Origin of the sequence: Stenotrophomonas sp. 24(2023) (genome assembly GCF_030913365.1) — a bacterium.
GTDB lineage: Bacteria > Pseudomonadota > Gammaproteobacteria > Xanthomonadales > Xanthomonadaceae > Stenotrophomonas.
On record NZ_CP133160.1, the window covers coordinates 695,788 to 718,431 of the forward strand.

16 protein-coding genes are annotated in these 22,644 nt (G+C 68.3%); 4 read left to right on the top strand and 12 right to left on the bottom strand.

Annotation, left to right across the window (positions count from 1 at the left end; genetic code table 11):
• Nucleotides 1-78: 78 nt before the first annotated feature.
• From Q9R17_RS03155 to hflK, 4 genes are all read right to left on the bottom strand, one after another.
• On the bottom strand, nucleotides 79-1,371 hold the full coding sequence (locus tag Q9R17_RS03155; RefSeq protein WP_308157002.1) for an adenylosuccinate synthase: 1,293 nt from the start codon (nucleotides 1,369-1,371) through the stop codon (nucleotides 79-81).
• A gap of 237 nt (nucleotides 1,372-1,608) precedes the next feature.
• Entirely contained in the window at nucleotides 1,609-1,794 is a 186-nt protein-coding gene (locus tag Q9R17_RS03160; protein WP_308157003.1) for a DUF2065 family protein, read from the bottom strand.
• 63 nt (nucleotides 1,795-1,857) lie between these two features.
• Nucleotides 1,858-2,721, bottom strand: a complete 864-nt coding sequence (locus Q9R17_RS03165) for a protease modulator HflC (RefSeq protein ID WP_308157004.1) — start codon at nucleotides 2,719-2,721, stop codon at nucleotides 1,858-1,860.
• A complete protein-coding gene (gene hflK / locus Q9R17_RS03170) occupies nucleotides 2,718-3,854 on the bottom strand; it encodes an FtsH protease activity modulator HflK (RefSeq protein WP_308157005.1) in 1,137 nt (378 codons plus the stop codon). Before hflK ends, Q9R17_RS03165 begins: the two co-directional genes overlap by 4 nt.
• 149 nt (nucleotides 3,855-4,003) lie before the next feature.
• Here hflK and Q9R17_RS03175 point away from each other — a divergent pair, with 149 nt between their 5' ends.
• Nucleotides 4,004-4,999, top strand: a complete 996-nt coding sequence (locus tag Q9R17_RS03175; protein WP_308157006.1) for a YhdH/YhfP family quinone oxidoreductase — start codon at nucleotides 4,004-4,006, stop codon at nucleotides 4,997-4,999.
• A gap of 88 nt (nucleotides 5,000-5,087) precedes the next feature.
• Nucleotides 5,088-5,459 (top strand): twitching motility response regulator PilH, encoded by a 372-nt coding sequence (gene pilH / locus Q9R17_RS03180; protein ID WP_005410644.1) that lies wholly within the window; start codon nucleotides 5,088-5,090, stop codon nucleotides 5,457-5,459.
• Nucleotides 5,460-5,529: 70 nt separating this feature from the next.
• Here the strand turns inward: pilH and Q9R17_RS03185 are convergent, their stop codons facing one another.
• Nucleotides 5,530-6,414, bottom strand: coding sequence for a DnaJ C-terminal domain-containing protein (locus tag Q9R17_RS03185; RefSeq protein WP_308157007.1), 885 nt, complete (start codon nucleotides 6,412-6,414; stop codon nucleotides 5,530-5,532).
• A gap of 258 nt (nucleotides 6,415-6,672) precedes the next feature.
• Here Q9R17_RS03185 and Q9R17_RS03190 point away from each other — a divergent pair, with 258 nt between their 5' ends.
• Nucleotides 6,673-7,155 (top strand): peroxiredoxin, encoded by a 483-nt coding sequence (locus tag Q9R17_RS03190; protein ID WP_308157008.1) that lies wholly within the window; start codon nucleotides 6,673-6,675, stop codon nucleotides 7,153-7,155.
• A 29-nt stretch (nucleotides 7,156-7,184) separates the two neighbouring features.
• Complete coding sequence (locus Q9R17_RS03195) at nucleotides 7,185-7,748, top strand: ferritin-like domain-containing protein (protein ID WP_308157009.1); 564 nt, start codon at nucleotides 7,185-7,187, stop codon at nucleotides 7,746-7,748.
• Between the two features lie 29 nt (nucleotides 7,749-7,777).
• Here Q9R17_RS03195 and pbpC read toward each other — a convergent pair whose 3' ends face one another.
• From pbpC to prpC, 7 genes are all read right to left on the bottom strand, one after another.
• A complete protein-coding gene (pbpC, locus tag Q9R17_RS03200; protein WP_308157010.1) occupies nucleotides 7,778-10,150 on the bottom strand; it encodes a penicillin-binding protein 1C in 2,373 nt (790 codons plus the stop codon).
• Nucleotides 10,151-10,199: 49 nt separating this feature from the next.
• Nucleotides 10,200-15,107, bottom strand: coding sequence for an alpha-2-macroglobulin (locus tag Q9R17_RS03205; protein ID WP_308157011.1), 4,908 nt, complete (start codon nucleotides 15,105-15,107; stop codon nucleotides 10,200-10,202).
• A gap of 130 nt (nucleotides 15,108-15,237) precedes the next feature.
• A complete protein-coding gene (locus Q9R17_RS03210) occupies nucleotides 15,238-16,698 on the bottom strand; it encodes a bifunctional 2-methylcitrate dehydratase/aconitate hydratase (RefSeq protein ID WP_308157012.1) in 1,461 nt (486 codons plus the stop codon).
• A gap of 124 nt (nucleotides 16,699-16,822) precedes the next feature.
• Entirely contained in the window at nucleotides 16,823-18,013 is a 1,191-nt protein-coding gene (gene prpF / locus Q9R17_RS03215; RefSeq protein ID WP_308157013.1) for a 2-methylaconitate cis-trans isomerase PrpF, read from the bottom strand.
• A 12-nt stretch (nucleotides 18,014-18,025) separates the two neighbouring features.
• Complete coding sequence (locus tag Q9R17_RS03220) at nucleotides 18,026-18,763, bottom strand: hypothetical protein (RefSeq protein WP_308157014.1); 738 nt, start codon at nucleotides 18,761-18,763, stop codon at nucleotides 18,026-18,028.
• A 4-nt stretch (nucleotides 18,764-18,767) separates the two neighbouring features.
• Nucleotides 18,768-21,386, bottom strand: coding sequence for a Fe/S-dependent 2-methylisocitrate dehydratase AcnD (gene acnD / locus Q9R17_RS03225; protein WP_308157015.1), 2,619 nt, complete (start codon nucleotides 21,384-21,386; stop codon nucleotides 18,768-18,770).
• Between the two features lie 97 nt (nucleotides 21,387-21,483).
• Complete coding sequence (gene prpC, locus Q9R17_RS03230; protein WP_308157016.1) at nucleotides 21,484-22,641, bottom strand: 2-methylcitrate synthase; 1,158 nt, start codon at nucleotides 22,639-22,641, stop codon at nucleotides 21,484-21,486.
• Nucleotides 22,642-22,644 lie beyond the last annotated feature (3 nt).

A 22,644-nucleotide genomic window follows, 5' to 3' on the forward strand; every position in this document is an offset into this window, starting at 1 on the left:
AGTACGAAAAAGCCCCGCTTGTGCGGGGCTTTTCCTGTCAGCGACGCCGGGCATGGCCCGGCGCTACCGGCGCATCACTCAGGCGAACGGGTCCTGCAGGACCATGGTGTGGTCGCGGTCCGGGCCGGTGGAGACGATGCTGATCGGGCAACCGGCCAGCTCTTCCAGCGAACGCAGGTAGGCGCGCGCGGCCGGCGGCAGGTCGTCCCAGTTGGTGATGCCGTGGGTGTTCTCGTTCCAGCCCGGGAATTCCAGGTACACCGGGGTGCAGTCTTCCCAGCCCTGCGCGTCCAGCGGCGCGTACTCGGTACGCTTGCCGTTGTATTCGTAGGCGATGCAGACCTTCAGCTTTTCCATGCCGTCGAGCACGTCCAGCTTGGTGATGCACAGGCCGCTGATGCCGTTGATGGCCACGGCGCGCTTGAGCGCGACGATGTCCATCCAGCCGCAGCGACGCGGGCGGCCGGTGGAGGCACCGTATTCGGCGCCGCGGTCACGGATGCCCTGGCCGATTTCATCGTCCAGTTCGGTCGGGAACGGGCCGCCGCCGACGCGGGTGGCGTAGGCCTTGGCGATGCCCAGCACGTAGTCGATCGAATCGGCGCCGACGCCGGTACCGGCCAGCGCGCCACCGACGGTGGTGTTGGAGCTGGTGACGTACGGGTAGGTGCCGTGGTCGATGTCCAGCAGCGCGCCCTGCGCGCCTTCGAACAGCACGCGCTTGCCCTGCTTGCGCAGGTCATGCAGGATGCCGGCCACATCGGACTTCATCGGCTGCACGTATTCGCCGAAGGCCAGCGCCTCGTCGAAGGTCTTCTGGAAATCGACCGCTTCGGTGCCCAGGTACTTGGTCAGCACGAAGTTGTGGTAGTCCAGCGCGGTGCGCAGCAGTTCTTCCAGCTGCTTGGGGTAATGCAGGTCGGCGATGCGGATGCCGCGGCGCGCCACCTTGTCTTCGTAGGCCGGGCCGATGCCACGGCCGGTGGTGCCGATCGCCTTGCCGCCGGCAGCGCGTTCGCGCGCCTGGTCCAGGGCGATGTGGTACGGCATGATCAGCGGCGCGGCCGGGGAGATCTTCAGGCGCGAACGCACTTCCACGCCGGAGGCTTCCAGCTCGGCGATTTCCTTCTGCAGCGCGGCCGGCGAGATCACCACGCCGTTGCCGATCAGGCACAGCGCATCGTCACGCAGGATGCCCGACGGGATCAGGTGCAGGACGGTCTTCTTGCCGTTGATGACCAGGGTGTGGCCGGCATTGTGGCCGCCCTGGAAGCGCACGACGGCGCCGATTTCCTCCGTGAGCAGATCGACGATCTTGCCCTTGCCTTCATCGCCCCACTGGGCACCCAACACTACGACAGACTGACCCATGACGGGCTCCTCGATTTTGTTGCGGCCATCGGGGCCGCGGACGGTTGAACCGTGGCGAGGCTGGCCAGCGCACAGGTGGCGGCTCCAGACGGGGAGCGGCCGGCGATGGAAGGCCCAGACACGGAAAAAGCCGAACGGGAGGCCCGTCCGGCTTTTGTGCATTATCCGGGTTTCCGGGGTCCGGTGCCACCCCATCGGCGGCGGGCTTCACCGGCCGGTCAGGCCCATGCCCTGCCCCTAGTGCCGGACCCACCACAGCAGGCTCAGGCCCGCCAGCAGGACCAACCCGCCAAAACTGCGCAGGGCCGGGCTGGGCAGGCCCATCAGGCGCTCGGCCATGTGCCGCCAGGCCACCGGCGCGACGAACAGGAACAGGCCTTCGAGCACCGCGACCAGGCACACGGCCGCGAACAGATCTTTCATGGGGAACTCCAAAAAACACGGGGCCCGGCAGGTCGCCGGGCCCCGGATGCACGCCGCTGGCGGTCAGCGGTCGTTCTTCAGGTACTGCAGGAACGGGTCGTTCTTGTCCAGCACGATCACGCCGTTGCCGTCGGTCATGGAGCCACGGTAGGCCTCCAGGCTGCGGTAGAAGGCATAGAACGCCGGATCGGCCGAACCGGCCTTGCCGTAGATGCGCGCTGCATCGGCATCGCCTTCACCACGCAGGCGCTGGGCATCACGCTCGGCCTCGGCGATCAGCACGGTGCTTTCGCGGTCAGCCTGGGCACGGATGGTCAGCGACTGCTCCTCGCCTTCGGCGCGCAGCTTGGCCGCTTCCTGCTTGCGCTGGGCGCGCATGCGCTCGTACACGTCGTTGATGACCTGGCTGTCGGTGGGCAGGTCCACCTGCTTGATGCGCAGGTCGATCATCTGCATGCCCAGCCCCGCCACCGCTTCGTTGATGCCCTTGAGCTGCTCGGCGATCAGCTCGCTGCGGTCGCCGGACACCAGCTGCTGCAGGGTGCGCGAGTTGATCTGGTTGCGCAGCGAATCGGTGATGATCGGCGCCAGGCGGGCATTGGCGATGCGCGGATCGCCGCCAGTAGCACGGAAGTAGTCACCGACGTTGGAGATGTAGCCGATGGCGAAGAAGTCGACGCTGACATCTTTCTGTTCGGCGGTGAAGTAGCGCGCCGGCGTGGTGTCGAGCACCTGGAAGCGGCGGTCGAACACCTTCACCGATTCCACCACCGGGACCTTGAAGTGCAGGCCGGGCTGGATGTCCGAACGCACGACCTTGCCCAGGTTCAGCACCATGGCGGTCTGGTCTTCACGCACCACGTAGACCGAGCCCAGCAGGCCCAGCACTGCCGCCACGATGACGGCGATCCAGATTGGATTTCTCATCGGCTGCCCTCCTCACGGCCGGCCGGACGACCCGCCGGGCGGCCGGTGGGCCGGCCCGGGTCGCGGGATTGTTCCGCTGCCGAGGTACCCGGCAGCGACGGGAGCACCACGTCCGGGTTCGGCACGCTGGCCGGCGCGGAGGTGCTGCCTCGGGTATCGCCGGTCATCGGCACGTAGATCAGCTGGCGGCCATCGCCACCAATGACCTTGCGGTTCTCCGACAGCACCTGCTGCACGGTTTCCAGCCACAGGCGCTTGCGGGTGACCTCGGGGGCATCCTTGTACTGGCCCTGCAGCAGGCTGAAGCGTTCGGCATCACCTTCGGCCTTGGCGACCACGGCCTGCTTGTAGCCTTCGGCGGTGGTGCGCGAACGGGCGGCCTGGCCGCGGGCTTCCGGCACCACCTTGGCGGCGTAGGCCTGGGCCTCGTTGATCAGGCGTTCCTTGACCTGCTGGGCGCCGTTGACCTCGTCGAAGGCCGGCTTCACCTCTTCCGGCGGGCGGGCGTCGGGCAGGGTCAGGCCGGTCACGGTCAGGCCGGTACGGAACGCACGCAGCAGCGCCTGCAGGCGCTCCTCGGCGGCCACGGCCAGCGGGCCACGGTTGTTCAGCACGCTGTTGAGGTCGGCGCGGCCGACTTCCTCGCGCACCGCGCTCTGCGCGGACTGTTCCAGCACCTGGTCGCCATCGACCGTACCGAACAGGTACTGGCGCGGGTCATCGATGCGGTACTGCACGTTCAGCGAGACGTTGACGATGTTCTCGTCGCGGGTCAGCACCGGCACCTGGATCGAGAAGGTCTTGATCTCGGTGGCGTTGACCTTGGTGACCGATTCGATCGGCCAGGGCAGCTTGAAGTTCGGGCCCGGCTGCAGGATGCGCGAGAACTGGCCGAAGCGCAGGACCACGCCCCGCTGCTGTTCGCCGACCAGCTGGAAGCTGGAGAACAGCACCAGCAGCACCACCGCCACTGCGACCCAGCGCAGGATGCCTCCATCGAACAGGTCCTTCAGGGGGCCGGGCAGTCCGCCCCAGCCGCCGCCGCTGCCGCCACCACGCGGCTTGAACGGCCCGCGTCGATTCTCGTCGGGGCCTTGTCCGCCCTTGTTGCCGCCGGGTGTATTCCAGGCCATGCACGCTCCATCAAGATTGGGCCGCGCGCGGGCCCTTCCCGCGTCGCCAGCCATTACCAGCCATCAAACGTAACCGATGATACAAGATGGGGGGGACCGGCAGGATTGAAAGGGGTAAGGTGGCGTTTTCCCCCAAGTCAGCCGCGCCGATGGCCATTCCCGCCCAGTTCACCGCCTTCCGCATCGAAAACGACGAGGCCGGCTACCGCAGCGGCCTGGTCCAGCTGGGGCTGGACGCGCTGAACCCCGGTGAAGTGGTGATCCGCGCCCAGTGGTCCTCGGTGAACTACAAGGACGCGCTGGCCGGCACCGGCAAGGGCCGCATCCTGCGCCGCTTCCCGCTGGTGGGCGGCATCGACGTGGCCGGCACCGTGGTGGCCTCCACCGATCCGGCCTTCCGCGAGGGCGATGCGGTGCTGGCCACCGGCTGCGGGCTGGGGGAAAGCCGTGACGGCGGCTACAGCCAGTACGTGCGCCTGGCCGCCAGCGCGGTCATTGCGCAGCCGCCCGGGTTGACCCCGCGCGAAGCCATGGTGCTGGGTACGGCCGGCTTCACGGCGGCACTGGCCCTGCTGCGCCTGCAGGACAACCGCCAGACCCCGGGCCTGGGCCCGCTGGCGGTCACCGGCGCCAGCGGCGGGGTGGGCGCGCTGGCCGTGGACATCTTCAGCCGCGCCGGCTACACGGTGCACGCGATCAGCGGCAAACCGGCCCAGGCCGATTTCCTGCGCGGCATCGGTGCGGCCGAGGTCCTGCCGCGCGAGGCCCTGGCCGATACCAGCCCGCTGCAGACGGCCCGTTTCGGGGGCGGCCTGGACAACGCCGGCGGGCCGATGCTGGCCAGCCTGCTGGCACAGACGGTGCCTTATGGCAGCGTGGTCAGCGCCGGCCTGGCCGCCAGCCCGGCGCTGGAGATGACCGTGATGCCCTTCATCCTGCGCGGTGTGTCGCTTCTGGGCGTGTCGTCGGCCAACGCACCGCGCGCCCTGCGCGAGGCCGTCTGGGAACGCCTGGCCGATGCGTGGAAGCCACGCCACCTGGACAGCATCTGTACCCGGGAGGTCGGGCTGGCAGAGCTGCCGGACGTTTTCGACACGCTGCTGGCCGGTGGTGGGCTGGGACGCACAGTGGTGCGGATCGGCTGAGCGTCGCAGGCAGGCGACGGACGGCACGCCCTGCCCTCCCATCGCTACGATGCGCGCACTACACTGCCAGCATCATCCGGGGAACAACATGGCACGCATTCTGATCGTCGACGACTCACCGTCGCAGCTGTTGGGGATACAGCGCATCGTCGAGAAGCTCGGGCACCAGATCCTGACCGCCACCGATGGCGCGGCCGGGGTTGAAACCGCCAAGGCCGAGCTGCCCGACCTGGTCCTGATGGACGTGGTGATGCCCAACCTCAACGGCTTCCAGGCCACCCGTACCCTGGCCCGCGACGAGGCCACGCGGCACATCCCGGTGATCCTGGTGACCACCAAGGACCAGGACACCGACCGCATGTGGGGCATGCGCCAAGGCGCAAAGGCCTACATCACCAAGCCGTTCTCGGAAGACGAACTGTCCGAGGTGCTGGAGCGGGTGTTTGCCGGTCAGGGCTGACCCTGGCAGCGGCCGGCCGGGGCCGGCACGCTGTTGACGCCGCCGGGCATGGCCCGGCGCCAACCTGCCTTCAGATCGTTTCGCCAAAGGCCTTGGCCAGGTTCCGGTAGGCCTTCTTCTGCGCCTCGTCGGTGGCCGGCGGGGCGATGATTTCCAGTTCAACGATCTGGTCACCGTCCGGGCTGCCCGGCAGGCCACGCCCTCGCAGGCGCAGCTTGCGCCCGGCCTCGGCGCCGGCGGGGATCTTCAGTTCCACCGCGCCCCCCAGCGTCGGCACGCTGATGCTGGTGCCCAGCGCGGCCTGCCAGGGGGTGACCTGCAGGGCATGCAGGATGTTGCGGCCATCCACGTCGAACTGCGGGTGCGCGGCATATTCCACTTCCAGCAGCAGGTTGCCGCCGTTCTGCCCCTGCCCACTCAGGCGGATCACCTGCCCCGGGCGGATGCCCTTGGGCACCCGCACATCCAGCTGCTTGCCATTGACCGTGATGCGCAGACTGTCGCCCTTGTAGGCGGCCTCCAGCGGCACCGACAACTTGGCGCGCGTATCGCGGTTGGGGGCGTGGCCACCACTGCTGAAGCCGGGGCCGCCCTGCGCACCACGCTGGCGCGCGAACAGGCTTTCGAAGAAATCACTGAAGCCGCCGTTGGCACCGCCACCGCCGCCGAACACTTCCTCGAAGTTGAAGCCGCCGCCACCGAAGTTCGGCGGCACGTTGAAATCGTCGCCCGGACGGTAGCCCTGCGCACGCAGCTGGTCATAGGCGGCCCGCTTTTCCGGGTCGCGCAGCGCCTCATAGGCTTCATTGACCGCCTTGAACTTGTCCTCGGCGCCGGCTTCCTTGCTGACGTCGGGGTGGTACTTGCGCGCCAGCCGGCGGTAGGCCGTCTTGATCTCGGCGTCGCCCGCACCCGGTTCCACCCCCAGGGTGGCGTAGTAATCCTTGAATTCCATCCAGCTACCTCGATTTGATTCTGCCGCGGCGGGTCCCGCCCCGCGTTCATTCTAGCGCCGCCCGATGCTACGGCCTGTGGAATGCCCCTGCGGTGACGCCGGCTGATCCAACGCAATGCCACCGCCATGGCCAGGGGCCATGCTGGCCACGGCATCCCGCCCCGGGACCGGACAGAATGGGTGTGCACGCCGGATTTTCAATGTCTTGACGCGCCCATCCCATTCCGGTCCCTACCCTGCCCGTGCAAAGGAGCTCCCATGACCATCCACGCCGGCGACCGCCTGCCCGAAGTCACCCTCAAGCGCATCCGCGACGGCATCCAGACCCTGGACACCCATGCGTTGTTCGAGGGCCGCAAGGTGGTGCTGTTCGCCGTTCCCGGGGCCTTCACCCCGACCTGCTCGGCCCGCCACCTGCCCGGCTTCGTTGCCCGCTTCGAGGAATTCCGCCGCCGTGGCATCGAGGTCTACTGCATGGCCGTCAACGACCCGTTCGTGATGAAGGCCTGGGCCACCGAGCAGAACGTGCCCGAGGGCCTGCTGATGCTGTCTGACGGCAATGCCGAATTCACCCGTGCGCTCGGCCTGCAGATGGACGCCAGCGCCTCGGGCATGGGCATCCGCTCGCGGCGGTTCGCCCTGTATGTGGAAGACGGCATCGTGCGTGAGGCATGGGTGGAGGAGCCCGGCAAGTTCGAGGTGTCTTCGGCCGACCACGTGCTGGAGCACCTGCCCACCTGATCCCCCACTCCCAGAGGAAACGGCCAGCCATGTCAAAGCCAGCCAGACAGCACGCCCCCCTTCCCGGCATCAGCGACCGCCAGACCCTGCGCAGCAACGCGCGCAGGAACCTGGACGATGGCGCCATCACGCCCACCTACAGCGCCGACCGCAAGGCCGTCATCCAGCTGCTCAACGATGCACTGGCGACCGAGTATGTCTGCGTACTGCGCTACTACCGGCACTATTTCATGGCCAAGGGCATGCTGGCCGACGCGGTGAAGGCCGAATTCCTGGAACACGCACAGCAGGAACAGGCACACGCCGGCAAGCTGGCCGAGCGCATCGTGCAGCTGGGGGGCGAGCCTGACCTCAACCCCGACACGCTGACGGCACGCTCGCATGCCGAGTACAAGGAAGGTTCGGACCTGCGCGACATGGTGCGCGAGAACCTGATCGCCGAGCGCATCGCCATCGACAGCTACCGGGAAATGATCCAGTTCATCGGCGACAAGGACACCACCACCAAGCGCATCCTGGAAGAGATCCTGGCGCAGGAGGAGGAACACGCCGATGAGTTCGCCGACCTGCTTGACGGCTGGATCGGCAAGTAAGACCCATGCGCGCCGGGCACGGCCCGGCGCTACCGCAGCACGCGGAAGCGCACCTGCGTCCAGGCACCATCGGACGCCAGCGCAGTCAGCGTATGCGGGCCGGCTTCGGCGAATTCGTGGGCAATGTGCTGGGCGCCGCGGGAGCGGGCGATCAGCCGGCCATCGAGCAGCCAGTCGATGTCCTGCTCGCTGCCCAGCGCGCGCAGCTGCAGGCGCACGCCATGGTCGGCGTTGGGTGCGCGTGCCAGGGTGGCGCCATCGTTCAGGCCATCCACATGCAGGGCGATGCTGGCCTCGCGTCCGTCATCGCGGCAATCCGGTGCCAGGGCCGGCAACTGGGACACCTGCCGGGTGGCCTGCGGCAGCCACGGCGACACCAGCGCCGGCCAGCGCGCGATCTCGCGCTCGACCACCTCGTGCGCGGCACTGCAATCGGCCGACAGGCGCAGGCCACTGCGTGCATCGGCCTGGTAACGCTGCCGCCCCGGCTGCCATCGCCGCGCCTCGCGCTCGGCGAACGTGGGCGGCACGGTGCCGTCGAGCACGAACGCGGGCATCCGGCGCTGGCACAACGCCGGTGGCAGTTCGTCGGCCAGGCCCCCGGTGGGCCAGCAGACATCGGCTTCGCTGACACTGGCTGGCCGTGGCGCAGCACCGGCGTCACCACGCTGGCGTGGCAGGCTGTCGACCACCTCGAACATCAGCGGCAAGGCGGTGACCGCCCCGTACTGGCCCGGCAACGGCGTGCCATCCGGGCGCCCCACCCACACCCCGACCGTGTAGTGGCGGGTGCTGCCGATCGCCCAGGCATCGCGGTAGCCATAGCTGGTGCCGGTCTTCCAGGCCACGCGCGGGCGCCCGGCCACGTCGAAGGTCCCCACGCCGTCGCCGGGCCGCGGGTTGGATTCGAGCATCTCGCGGGTGATCCAGGCAGCGCCCGGCGATACCAGCCGTCGCTCCACCCGTGGCTCATCGGCGGTGTAGCGCACGTGGCCGGCAATGCCGCCACGATTCAGCGCGGCGAACGCCCCCACCAGGTCTTCCAACCGTGCACCGGTGCCGCCCAGGATCAGCGACAGGTTCGGCGTGCTGCCCTTGGGGAAGCGCAGCTGGATGCCGGCGTGCGACAGGCGTGCGGCAAAGCGCGCCGGGCCGACGCGGTCCAGCAGATCCACCGCAGGGACATTGAGCGACAGCCGCAGTGCGGTCGCCGCCGCCACCGGGCCGTTGAAGGCGGCATCGAAGTTGCCGGGCCGGTACCCGCCAAAGCTCTGCGGCGCATCCACCAGCAGGCTTTCCGAATGGATCAGGCCATCGTCCAGTGCCAGCGCGTACAGGAAGGGCTTGAGCGTGGAGCCCGGCGAGCGCCAGGCCTGCACCATGTCCACGTGGCCCAGCCGCTGGCGGTCGCCGAAATTGAGCGTGCCCACGTAGGCACGTGCTTCCAGGCTCTGGTTGTCCACCACCAGCAGGGCCGCCGAGGTGCGCTCGGGCAACGTGGAGAAATAGCTGGCCACGCGCTCTTCCAGCGTGCGCTGCAGACCGCTGTCGATGCTGCTTTCGATGCGGGCCCGCCCCGGGTAGGCGCTGTGCAGGCGCTGGGCCAGCAGGGCGGCATGCAGCGGTGGCCGCAACGAGCGGGTGACCACGGTTTCGATGCGCGCATCCTGCACGTCATCGGCCGACCATACCCCCAGCGCCGCCATGCGTTCGAGCACCTTGTCGCGCGCCTTCTGCGCCGCTTCCGGGTGCCGGTCCGGGCGCAGACGGCTCGGTGCCTGCGGCAGCACGGCCAGCAACGCGGCCTCGGCATGGGACAGCCGCGCCGCCGGCTTGCCCAGGTACGCCCAGCTGGCCGCCTCCACGCCTTCGATGGTGCCGCCGTAGGGTGCGCGTTCCAGGTACAGCGCCAGGATCTGCGCCTTGGACAGGTGCATTTCCAGCTGCACCGCGCGCAGCATCTGTTTGGTTTTGCCCCAGGGCGTGCGCGAATGCGCATCGAGGATGCGCGCGACCTGCATGGTCAGGGTGGAGCCACCGGACACGATGCGGCCCTGCCGCAGCAGCTGGCCGCTGGCCCGCAGCAGCGCCAGCGGGTTGATGCCGGGATGCCGCCAGAACCAGCGGTCCTCGTAGGTCAGCAGGGCCTGCAGGTACAGCGGCGATACGCTGTCCACCGAGGCCGGATAGCGCCATACGCCTTCGGCATCGGCGAAGGCACGCAGCGGGCTGCCATCACCCGCCACCACCAGCGTGCTGGTGTCGCGTTGCCGTGGCAGCGGCGGCGGGAACGCCAGGTCCAGCACCAGCAGCAGTGCCAACACCGCGGCCGTGCCCCAGCGCAGCCACGGCCACAGGGGCCGCAGCGCGCCGCGCACGCGTGCCGGCCATCCCGCCTTCATCGGCCCACCCGGTCGGGGCAGGCCGCGCGGACGCGGCCCGCCCGCACGGTCATGGCTGGACCACGGTGATCGTGGTCGGCGTGCTGCGGCCTACGCCGCGCAGCTGCGGCCGGTACATGTCCTCCACCAGCGGCGGCGGCACCGAATAGGTGCCCGGGGTCACCGCGCGCACCAGGTAGAACACGGTGGCCTTGCTGCCACGGGACAGCTTCAGTGCCGCCACGTAGCGGTCATCGCGGAACTCTTCGTGCTGGGTCTGCGCTGCCTCGCCACGCTCGCTGATGTTGATGCCGTCGACCACCACATCGGCCCACTGCTTGGCATCGCCCAGGTTGAAGTTCTCGATTTCCAGGCCGGCCGGCAGCAGGTCGGTCAGCAGCGCATCGGGCATGCTGGTGTCCGGGGTCACCGTCACCCGCACGATCAGCGCTTCGCCTTCCTTCAACGGGCGCGGTGCCCACGGCTTGCCGTCGGTGCCGAAGTAGCTGCGCTCCACGCCCAGCACGCTGTTGTCCGGTGCCGGCGGCGTGCGCGGAATGCCGGCCACGTCGATGCTGGCGAACATCGGCGGCTCGCCCTGCGGGGTGAACCGCACGCCGCTGGCCAGCTGGCCGGCATCGAAGCTGCGGCCGAACAGGCGGCGCTCGCTGATGGCCTCGCTGCTGCCACCGATCACCAGTTCACCGGCCACCAGCTTCTTCTGGTTGGCGGCCAGTGCCTTGCCCAGGCGGGCGATCGCCACCTGTTCCTGCGTGCTCAGCCACAGCCAGCCGCTGTTGCGGCGCGCATCCAGGCCACGGCCCAGATCGACCGAGCGCGCATCCCAGGCCGGCTTGGCCAGCTTGTTTTCATGGGTGAGCGCGATCATCAGCGCGTCATCACGGATGGCACTGCCGTAATCGCCGTAGTACGCCGGGCGTTCACTGCTGGAGGTGGCGAAGCCGGCCGCGATGGCCGCCTCGCCGCGCTTGCGGTCGCCCTGCAGCGACAGCGCCACGCCCAGGTGCACCAGCGGCAGGCCACCGACGGCCTTGCTGCGCTCGTTGTCATACAGCGCGCGCAGCGTGCCCAGCGGTGCACGGTTGACCCGTGCCAGCACGTAGCCCGAATAGGCCTGGTTGGCGAACTTCAGGCTGTCGCGCTTGTCCTGCCCGTAGAACTGATTGCCACCGGACAGCAGGTCTTCGCTCAGGCGGTTGAGCGCCTTCTGCAGCACGTTGTCCGGCACGGCGAAGCCGGCGTCCTTGGCATCGAGCAGGAACTCGGTGATGTACGGGGTCAGCCAGGGGTTCACATCCCCATCGTTGCCCCACATCGAGAAGTTGCCGTTGGCCACCTGCATCGAGGCCAGGCGGCCGAAGGCCCCTTCCATGCGCTCGTTGCGCGCCTTCGCGTCCAGGCCATCGGTGCCGAGCATGGCCGAGGTGGCCTGGTCCAGGATCAGCGCGGCATAGCCCTTGCTGGTGGTCTGCTCGGCGCAGCCATAGGGGTAGTTCAACGCCCCCTGCAGTGCGCTGGCGAAGGGAACCGGCGGCAGCGGGCTGACCAGCAGGCGGGCATTGACCGACTCGGCCATCAACCCGTCGGCCAGGCTGCTGTCCAGGCTGACCGCTGCCAGCGGATCGAGCGTGCGTACCTGCGAACGCAGCACCTGCGGCCAGGCCGCACGCACCGGCAGTTCGTAGCGGCGGTCGGCCTTGAAGCCGTTGCCGTCCACGCGCACGCGCACCTTGGCCACGCTGTTGCCCTCGCGGGCGCCGAGCGGGAAGCTCAGCGTGGTCTTGGCATCGGCCCCCAGCTGTATGCTGCGGCTGCCTTCGGTGAGCGCCAGCGGGCCTTCGGTGTCCACCCGCACGTTGAAGGCACCGGGCTTGCCGGTGAAGTTCTGCACGTCCAGCGTCACCGTGCTGCGGTCGCCCGGGGCCAGCACGCGCGGCATGCTGGCTTCGGCCAGGATCGGCGCGCGCACGATGGTTTCCACATCACGCCTGCCGTAGTCGGCATCGGAATACACCAGCGCCGACACGCGCAGGGTGCCGTTGAAATCCGGCACCTTCAGACGGATGCGGGCATTGCCCTTGGCATCCAGCGGTACCGGGCCGGAGAACAGGTCCACGGTCTGCACCCGTGCCGTGGGCCGCTTGGCCTGCGGCAGTGCCTGCAATGCCATGTCGCCGCCGAACTTGAGCTTGCCGGTGCTGCCGTCGAAGCTCTCGATCACACGGCTGTAGACATCATAGGCATCGATGCCCAGCCGGCGCTGCGCGAAGAAATGCGCGGCGGCATCGGGCACCGGGAAGCGGGTGATGTTGAGGATGCCCACGTCCACCGCCGATACGGTGACATGGGCCGTCCTGCCGGCCAGCTGCGGCACGCTGACGGTGACCGGCAGGTCCTGCTCCGGCCGCATCTGCTTCGGCGCGACCAGCCCGACCGCCACCGTGCGTGCCTTGCGGTCCATCGGCACATGCACCACACCCACGGCACGTGCCGGGGTGATCTTGCTCGGCGCGCTGCCACCGCGGAACACCAGCGCGGTGATGTAGACATCATGGCGCTCCCAGTCGGCGGTGACCGGAATCTTGAAGGTGGCACCGGGCTTGGCGTCGATCTCCTGCACGTACAGCATGCGGTCGCTTTCGACCATCAGCAGGCCCTTGCCGGCATGCGGCGGAGTCACCGTCACGTGCAGGGTGTCGCCGGCCTTGTAACCGGTCTTGTCCAGCGCCAGCTTCACCTTGTCCGGGCGCGCATCCAGGCCGCGGTTGTCATCGCCCCAGCTCCAGCCGGCACGGAACGGATAACGGCTGGTCAGCCCGGTGGCCGGATCGAACACATCCACCCGGTACTCGCCCCACTCCACCGCGAAATCGAAGGCCACCGCGCTGCTGCCGGCATCGACGATGCGGGTGTCCTTGTTTTCGAAACGGCGGGTGAAATCGTAGCCCCAGCGGTTGTCGCTGAACGTCCAGTGGTAGTCGCGCAGTTCGCGCACCAGGGTGATCTTCAGGCCCTTGGCCGGCTGCGGCTTGCCATCGGCATCCACGCGCATCAGTTCAAAGCGCGCGTTGCTGTTGGCATCGGCGCCATCGTCGGGGTTGAACAGCGGGCGCACGCCGACCAGCGCCGGTGCCGGCCACAGCACGCGCTTGAGGCTGCGGGTGACCGTGCGCCCACCGGTTTCATATACGCTGCCGGACAGCACCACGGCCACCGGGGTCTTGGCCTTGGCGACCTCTTCGGGCAGATCCACGTCCTGGCGCAACTGGCCGTTGGCCGGCAGCGTGGTATCGATCACATCCTTGGCCTCGCGCGGCAGCTCCGCGGTCGGGTCACCGAAGAAATAGCCCGGCAGGTTGGCCACCGGTGCCTGCTCCACGCCCACCGCCAGGCGGGCGGTGAAACGGTTGCCGTCGGCCGGCGCACCATACAGGTACGCCCCGTTGGCCTGCAGGCGCAGGGCATCACCCGGGCGCAGGGTCTTCTGCGGGCTGTCCAGGTCCAGCTTCATGCGCTCGGGCAGGAACTCCTCGATGCGCAGGGTCATGCCCTGGATGGCGTCCTTGCTGGTCGGGTCGGTACGGAATTCCACCTGCCAGCGCCCGGTCGGCGCCTCGGCCGGAATCGCCTGCTCGAAGCTGAAGTACCCCTGCTCGCCCGGCTGCAGGCGGGTTTCGCGGAAGGTCTTGCCATCGGGCTGCTTCAGGCGCAGGAACACCGGCTGGCTCTTGACCGGCTTGCCATCGTTGTCACGCAGCAGGGCGGACAGCCGCACGGTCTCGCCCGGGCGATACAGGTCACGGCCGGACCAGGCGAACACATCGAACCAGGCGTTGTCACGGCCGGCCACGGCGAATTCGCTCAGGTCCAGCGCAGGCTGGTTGAACGGCAGGAAGCTGGTGTCCTTGCCGCTGCCGGCCACCAGCACGTGGCCAGCGTCGAGCGTGTAGTTCAACAGCGCGTTGCCATTGCCATCGGTGCTGGCCTTGAGCACGGTCTCGCCCTTGGCGTCGAGCACGCGCAGGTCGATCTTCTTCAGCGCCGCGCCATCCTTCAGCGACGCGGTGTGCACGAACAGCTTGTCCTTGTAGGCACGGGCGTGCAGGCCGATGTCGCTGATGGTGAAGAAGGCGGTGTCGAACTCGCCCTCGAAATCGCCGGTACGCTTGAGCACGGCGAAGTACAGGCCCGGCTCCTGCAGCTCCTTCACGTCCTGGATCGGCAGGTAGGTCAGTACGCGCTCGTTCTGCTTGCCGCCCAGGATGAAGCGGTTCACGTAGACCGGCTCGGCCAGCTTGTTGATCGGGGTGCGCTCGTAATCGCTGCTCAGTTCCCAGCTGCCACGGCGGCCGCCACGCTGGTACTGGCTGAAGAAGGTCGGCAGATCCTTTTCGCGCACGCGCAGGAATTCCACGTCCACTTCCGGCACGTTCACCGACACCACCGGCAGGCCACGGGTATCACGCGCCGGCAGCACGCTGCCCTGCGAGGCGAAACCGGCCACCGGCTTGAGTTCGCCGCTGAACACCTTCTGCTTCAGTTCCTTGCCCAGCCGGCTGCCATCGGCGGCCAGCAGGTCGGCCGACACCACCAGACTGAATTCCTTGCCGGCCTCCACGAAGGGGTAGCGCAGGGTCAGGCCATCATCGGACAGGGTCCAGCTGCTGTCCTCGGTACCGACCTTTTCCTCGAAGCGCACCAGCTTGTCGAACTCCTGGGTGCCGACCAGCGGGCGCGAGAACTCCAGCGCCAGCGACAGGCCATCGTTCTTCTGGTCCGGGTAGGCACGCAACAGGGTGAATTCCTTCACCGTCTCGGCCTTGGTGGCGATCGCCTCGCCGCTGGCCTTGGGCAGCTGTCCGCTGTCGTTGCGGCAGCCCGCCAGGCCCAGGACCAGGGCCCCGGCCACCAGCGCCGTCTTCCACCCCCACTGCCGCAGCCACGCCAGACCGGTCATGTCGTTTCACTCCTTGAACGAGGCGGCCAGTATAAGCGCCCCGCGTCAAGGTGTTGACGCCGGCAGGGCCGACCCGCGGGGTTGGCCCCCCCCAGGCGAGGGCAGCGCCAGCGCCGGCACCCGCTCCGGCCTATGTCGGCAGGTACAGGTCCACGTAGGCAGTCACCGGCATCGAGGCCAATGCGACCGGATCCAGCGACACCGCCAGGATGCGCTGCTGCTGGGCGGTGGGGAAGCGGTGGGCCAGGTGCCGGCGGAACTTGTCACGCAGCAGCGGCATGCCCTCCCCGCGTCGCCGGGCATGGCCGAGCGGATACTCGACCACCACCTCCGGCAGATCGCTGCCGTCGTTGAAGCGCACGCTCAGCGCGTTGGCGATGCTGCGCTTTTCCGGGTCCAGGTAATCGGCACTGAAGCCGGCATCCTCCACGCACTGCATCCTCGCCCGCAGCGCATCGATACGCGGGTCGGCAGCCACATCGTCCTCGTAGTCCTCGGCCACCAGCCGGCCATGCAGCAGGGCGATGGCCACCATGTACTGCACGCAGTGATCGCGGTCGGCCGGGTTATGCAACGGCCCCTGCTTGTCGATGATGCGGATGCAGGCCTGCTGGGTGCGGATGGTCAGCTGCGCGATATCCATCGGCGAGCGCCCTGTGGCCTTCAACTGCTGGTGCAGGAGGATCGCCGCCTCCACTGCCGTCTGGCCGTGGAATTCGGCGGGGAAACTGATCTTGAACAGCACATTCTCCATCACGTAGCTGCCCAGTGGACGGGCCAGGCGCAGCGCCTGCCCGTGCATGGACACGGCCTCGAAGCCCCAGGTCGGCGCGCTGAGCACCGAGGGGTATCCCATCTCGCCGGTGGCGGCCATCAGGGCCAGCCGCACGCCACGACTGGTGGCATCGCCCGCCGCCCAGCTCTTGCGCGAGCCGGTGTTGGGCGCATGCCGGTAGGTGCGCAGCGACTGGCCATCGACCCAGGCCAGTGACAGCGCATTGAGCATGCGCTCGCGGTCCAGCCCCAGCAGGTGCGCCACGACCGCGGTGGTGGCCACCTTGACCAGCACCACGTGGTCCAGGCCGACCCGGTTGAAGGCATTGTCCAGCGCCAGCACACCCTGGATCTCGTGTGCCTTGATCATCGCGCGCAGCACGTCGTGCATGGTCGGGGGTGCGCGGCGCAGGCCGGCGGCATTGCGGCCCAGCCAGTCGGCCACGGCGAGGATGCCGCCCAGGTTGTCCGAGGGATGGCCCCATTCGGCGGCCAGCCAGGTGTCGTTGAAATCCAGCCAGCGCACCATCGCGCCGATGTTGAAGGCGGCCTGCACCGGGTCAAGCACATAGTGGGTGCCCGGCACGCGGGCCCCGTTGATGACCGAGATGCCGGGCACCACCGGCCCCAGCAGCTTGCTGCAGGCCGGGAACGCCAGGGCCTCCAGGCCACAGCCGAGGGTATCTAGCAGGCAGTGGTGCGCGGTATCGAACGCGCGGGCGCTGTCGATGGGCGTATCACGCACGTAGTCGACGATGTCCACCAGCAGCGCATCCCACGCTGCACGTTCGTTGGATGGGGTGTGGCGGTCGGACATCATCGGTCTCCTCGTTGGGGTGCACGGTTGCCCGTGCACCCTGCCAACCCAGGTTGGCATCTACCCAAGCAATCGGTCTCCGCGCCCCGGTCGTCGCCAACCTCGGTTGGCGTTCACCAGCGCATCAGTCGGCCGGCACCCGCACCGTGCCTTCCATCAGCACGCGGGCACTGCGGCTCATGATGGCCTTGGTCACCGTCCACTGGCCGTCAACAACGCTCGCCTGTGCGCCCACGCGCAGCGTGCCGGAAGGATGGCCGAAGGTCACCGCCTCCCCCACCGCACCGCCTGCGGCCTGGTTGACCAGCGTGCCCGGTACCGTGGCGGCCGTGGCGATCGCCACCGAGGCGGTGCCCATCATCGCGTGATGCATCTTGCCCATCGAGATCGCGCGGACGTTGAGGTTGATGGCCTCGGCCGGCACCGGCTTGCCGCTGGAGCTGACATACGCGCGGGCCGGGGCCACGAACGCGACCTTCGGGGTCAACGGACGCCGCTCGGCGGCCGCCAGGTCCGGCACCAGCCCCATGCGCACCGCGCCGGCCGCACGGATGGCCTCCAGGCGTGCCAGCGCGGCCGCGTCTTCATTGAGGGCGCCCTGCAGCTCGGTGCCCTCATAGCCCAGTGCCGCAGCCTCGACAAAAACAACCGGCACGCCGGAGTTGATCAGCGTCGCCCGGAAGGTACCGACCCCCGGCACCTCCAGGTCTTCCTGCAGCTGGCCGGTGGGGAACATCGCGCCACCGCCCTCGCCATCCTCGGCCGCCGGATCAAGGAATTCCAGCTGGATTTCGGCGGCCGGGAAGGTCACCCCGTCCAGCTCGAAATCCCCGATTTCCTGCACCACGCCCTCGCGCATCGGAACGTGGGCGATGATGGTCTTGCCGATGTTGGCCTGCCAGATGCGCACCGTGCAGATGCCATCGCGCGGCACGCGCGCCGGATCGATGAAGCCATTGCTGATGGCGAACGGACCGACCGCCGAGGACAGGTTGCCGCAGTTGCCCGACCAGTCGATGAACGGCTTGTCCAGCGGCACCTGGCCGTACAGATAGTCCACATCGTGGTCCGGCACGGAGGCGGCGGCGATGATCACCACCTTGCTGGTGCTGGAGGTGGCACCGCCCATGCCGTCGGTGTGCTTGCCATACGGGTCGGGCGAGCCGATCACGCGCATCAGCAGCGCATCGCGCGCGACGCCGGGCACCTGCGCGGCCTCAGGCAGGTCCTGCCGGCGGAAGAACACGCCCTTGCTGGTACCACCACGCATGTAGGTGGCGGGAATGCGCAGCTGCGGAAGATGGGGATGGGTCATGTTGCGGGGTCCTCACAGGCTTTTCTTGAAGAACAGGATGCCAAACAGATAGAACGGGGCCGTCACCACGGCGCTGACCGACTCGGCCGCGGGCGAGCCCAGTGGCTCGCTGCCCTTCACGTCGAGCTCCAGCGTGACGGGCTGGGCCAGTGCGGCCTCGGCCAGACGTTGTTCACGCGCCTCCACCGTAACCAGGCGCCCTTCCCCCTGGAACGTGGCGACGTAATAGCCGACGGCCGAGGCCGCAGGCGCGCAGCGCGGGTCGACCGCAAGCTTGTACAGATAGGAATCATTCGACTCGACACGCCGCAGGCCAGCTGCCGCCGCCGCGGCCGGATCGACCCGTGCGGGATCCAGCAGCAGGCCGTACGTTCCGACCACCATCGGAGACGGGCGGCCCGTGCCCAGCCAGATGCGGCCGCTCAACCGCGAGCAGACCACCGCCTCCTTCAACGGGCTGTCGAGCAGCGCGTGGTACGCAACAAAGGGTTTGGGATCAATCTCGTAGTCGCGCTTCTCACCCAGCAGATAGGCCTTGTCGCCGCTCAGGTAGGCCGCACGGATCGTATCGGTCTGCCGACGGGGGCCCACCGCGGTGGTCGCGCAGCCAACCAGGGAGAACAGCAGAACCACCGCCAGGGCGGCACACATCCAACGACGAGGGCCAATGTCCATCGGTTCCTTCCGGTCAGCGGGCGTGGGCCGATTGTCATCGTTCGACGCTCGATTGCCCAGCCCGCTGTCCTTCATGGCCTCACGCCACCTTGGCGCCTTCCAGGAAGTCCTGGGCGAAGCGCTGCAGGACGCCGCCCGCCTCGTAGATGGCCACTTCCTCGTCGCTGTCCAGGCGGCAGGTGACCGGCACGGTCACGTCCTGGCCGTCGCGGCGGTGGATGACCAGGGTCAGGTCCGCGCGCGGCCGGCGTTCGCCGACGACATCGAAGGTCTCGGTGCCGTCGATGCCCAGCGTCAGCCGCGTGGTGCCCGGCTTGAACTCCAGCGGCAGCACGCCCATGCCGATCAGGTTGGTGCGATGGATGCGTTCGAAGCCCTCGGCCACGATCGCCTCCACACCGGCCAGTCGCACGCCCTTGGCCGCCCAGTCACGCGAGCTGCCCTGGCCGTAGTCGGCGCCGGCGATGATGATCAGCGGCTGCTTGCGGTCCATGTAGGTCTCGATCGCCTCCCACATGCGCATGACCTTGCCTTCCGGCTCCACGCGCGCCAGCGAGCCCTGCTTCACGCTGCCGTCGTCGTTGCGCACCATCTCGTTGAACAGCTTCGGGTTGGCGAAGGTGGCACGCTGCGCGGTCAGGTGGTCGCCACGGTGGGTCGCGTAGGAATTGAAGTCTTCCTCCGGCAGGCCCATCTTCGCCAGGTATTCACCGGCGGCACTGGCGGCCAGGATCGCGTTGGACGGCGACAGGTGGTCGGTGGTGATGTTGTCCGGCAGCACCGCCAGCGCGCGCATGCCCGACAGCGTGCGCTCGCCGGCCAGCGCGCCCTCCCAGTAGGGCGGGCGGCGGATGTAGGTGCTCTGCGCGCGCCAGTCGTACAGCGGGCTGACCTGCGCGCCGTGCTCCACGCGCACGTTGAACATCGGGTTGTAGACGCGGCGGAACTGCTCCGGCTTCACCGCAGCCTTGACCACGGCATCGATCTCGGCATCGCTGGGCCAGATGTCCTTCAGGCGCACGTCGTTGCCGTCGGCATCCACGCCCAGCACGTCCTTCTCGATGTCAAAGCGCACCGTGCCGGCGATGGCGTAGGCGATCACCAGCGGCGGCGAGGCCAGGAAAGCCTGCTTGGCATACGGGTGGATGCGGCCATCGAAGTTGCGGTTGCCCGACAGCACGGCGGTGGCATACAGGTCGCGATCGATGATTTCCTGCTGGATGACCGGGTCCAGCGCACCGCTCATGCCATTGCAGGTGGTGCAGGCGAAGGCCACGATGCCGAAGCCCAGCTGTTCCAGTTCCGGCAGCAGGCCGGCTTCTTCCAGGTACAGCTGCACGGCCTTGGAACCGGGTGCCAGCGACGACTTCACCCACGGCTTGCGCTGCAGGCCACGGGCATTGGCATTGCGCGCCAGCAGTGCGGCGGCGATGACGTTGCGCGGGTTGGACGTATTGGTGCAGCTGGTGATGGCGGCGATGATCACCGCGCCATCGGGCATCAGACCCTGGGCCTGCTCGGCCTTGCCGGCCACCAGCTTGGCCTCGTCAGCGATGCCGCGCTCGGCCAGTTCGGCGGTGGCCACACGCTTGTGCGGGTTGGACGGGCCGGCCATGTTGCGCACCACGCTGGACAGGTCGAAGCGCAGCACGCGTTCGTACTGCGCGCTGGCCAGATCGTCGGCCCACAGGCCGGTGGTGCGTGCGTAGTTCTCGACCAGCGCGACCTGCGCTTCCTCGCGCCCGGTCAGGCGCAGGTAGTCGGTGGTCTGCGCATCGATGTAGAACATCGCGGCGGTCGCGCCATATTCGGGGCACATGTTGGAGATGGTGGCGCGATCGCCGATGGTGAGCGCAGCGGCCCCTTCGCCGAAGAATTCAAGCCAGGCACCGACCACGCGCTCCTTGCGCAGGAACTCGGTCAGCGCCAGCACCACGTCGGTGGCGGTGATGCCCGGCTGCGGCCGGCCGCTCAGTTCGACACCGATGATGTCCGGCAGGCGCATCCACGAGGCGCGGCCGAGCATCACGTTCTCCGCTTCCAGGCCGCCGACGCCGATGGCGATCACGCCCAGCGCATCCACGTGCGGGGTGTGGCTGTCGGTGCCCACGCAGGTATCGGGGAACGCCACGCCCTGGCGCACCTGGATCACCGGCGACATCTTCTCCAGGTTGATCTGGTGCATGATGCCGTTGCCCGGCGGAATCACATCGACGTTCTCGAAGGCCAGCTTGGTCCAGTCGATGAAGTGGAAGCGGTCTTCGTTGCGGCGGTCTTCGATGGCACGGTTCTTCTCGAACGCCTGCGGGTCGAACCCGCCGCATTCCACGGCCAGCGAGTGGTCCACGATCAGCTGCACCGGCACCACCGGATTGACCTTGGCCGGGTCGCCGCCCTTGTCGGCGATCGCATCGCGCAGGCCGGCCAGGTCCACCAGCGCGGTCTGGCCGAGGATGTCATGGCAGACCACGCGGGCCGGGAACCACGGGAAATCCAGGTCCTGGCGGCGCTCGATCAGCTGCTTCAGCGATGCGTCCAGCGTGCCCGGCTCGCAGCGGCGCACCAGGTTCTCAGCCAGCACGCGCGAAACGTACGGCAGGGTGGCGTACGCACCGGGCTGCAGGGCCTCGACGGCGGCGCGCGCATCGAAATAGTCCAGCGAGGTGCCGGGGAGGTTCTTGCGGTAATCGGTATTCATGGGCTGGCGGAATGCAGGTGGCGGGCCGGGTGCCGGCGGGGCGGCGGGCGCTCCCCGGCCGGCACGAGGCCGGGCCGGAGGCGCAGGGAGGCGCGGATCAGACGCGCTTGTCGATCGGCACGAAGGCCTGGTCTTCCGGGCCGGTGTAGTTGGCACTCGGGCGGATGATCTTGCCGTCCACACGCTGCTCGATGATGTGCGCGCTCCAGCCGGCGGTGCGGGCGATCACGAACAGCGGGGTGAACATGGCCGTCGGCACGCCCATCATGTGGTAGCTGACGGCGCTGAACCAGTCCAGGTTCGGGAACATCTTCTTGATGTCCCACATCACCGTTTCCAGGCGCTCGGCGATGTCATACATCTTCAGGCTGGACTGCTCTTCGGACAGCTCGCGCGCGACCTGCTTGATCACCTTGTTGCGCGGGTCGGACACGGTGTAGACCGGGTGGCCGAAGCCGATCACCACTTCCTTGCGCTCGACGCGGGCCTTGATGTCCGCCTCGGCTTCATCGGGGCTGTCGTAGCGCTTCTGCACTTCGAAGGCCACTTCGTTGGCGCCGCCGTGCTTGGGGCCACGCAGCGCGCCGATGCCACCGCAGATCGCGCTGTGCATGTCGCTGCCGGTACCGGCGATGACGCGGCAGGCGAAGGTGGAGGCGTTGAACTCGTGCTCGGCGTACAGGATCAGCGAGGTGTGCATCGCCTTCACCCACGAATCCTGCGGCTTCTCGCCATGCAGCAGGTGCAGGAAGTGGCCACCGATGGAGTCATCGTCGGTTTCCACGTCGATGGCGCGGCCGTTGTGGCTCCAGTGGTACCAGTACAGCAGCATCGAACCCAGGCAGGCCATCAGCTTGTCGGCGATGTCGCGCGCGCCGGGATGGTTGTGGTCGTCCTTTTCCGGCGACACGCAGCCAAGCACCGAGACGCCGGTGCGCATCACGTCCATCGGGTGCGCCGACGGCGGTAGTTCTTCCAGCGCGGCCTTCACCGCTGCCGGGATGCCGCGCAGCGACTTCAGCTTGGCCTTGTAGGCCACCAGCTCGGCGCGGGTCGGCAGCTTGCCGTGCACCAGCAGGTAGGCGATTTCCTCGAACTCGCTGGTGGTGGCCAGGTCCAGGATGTCATAGCCGCGGTAGTGCAGGTCGTTGCCGCTGCGGCCCACGGTGCACAGGGCGGTGTTGCCGGCGGCGGTGCCGGACAGGGCGACGGACTTCTTCGGCTTGAAGGTCGGGGTTGCGGTCGTATCGTTCATGTT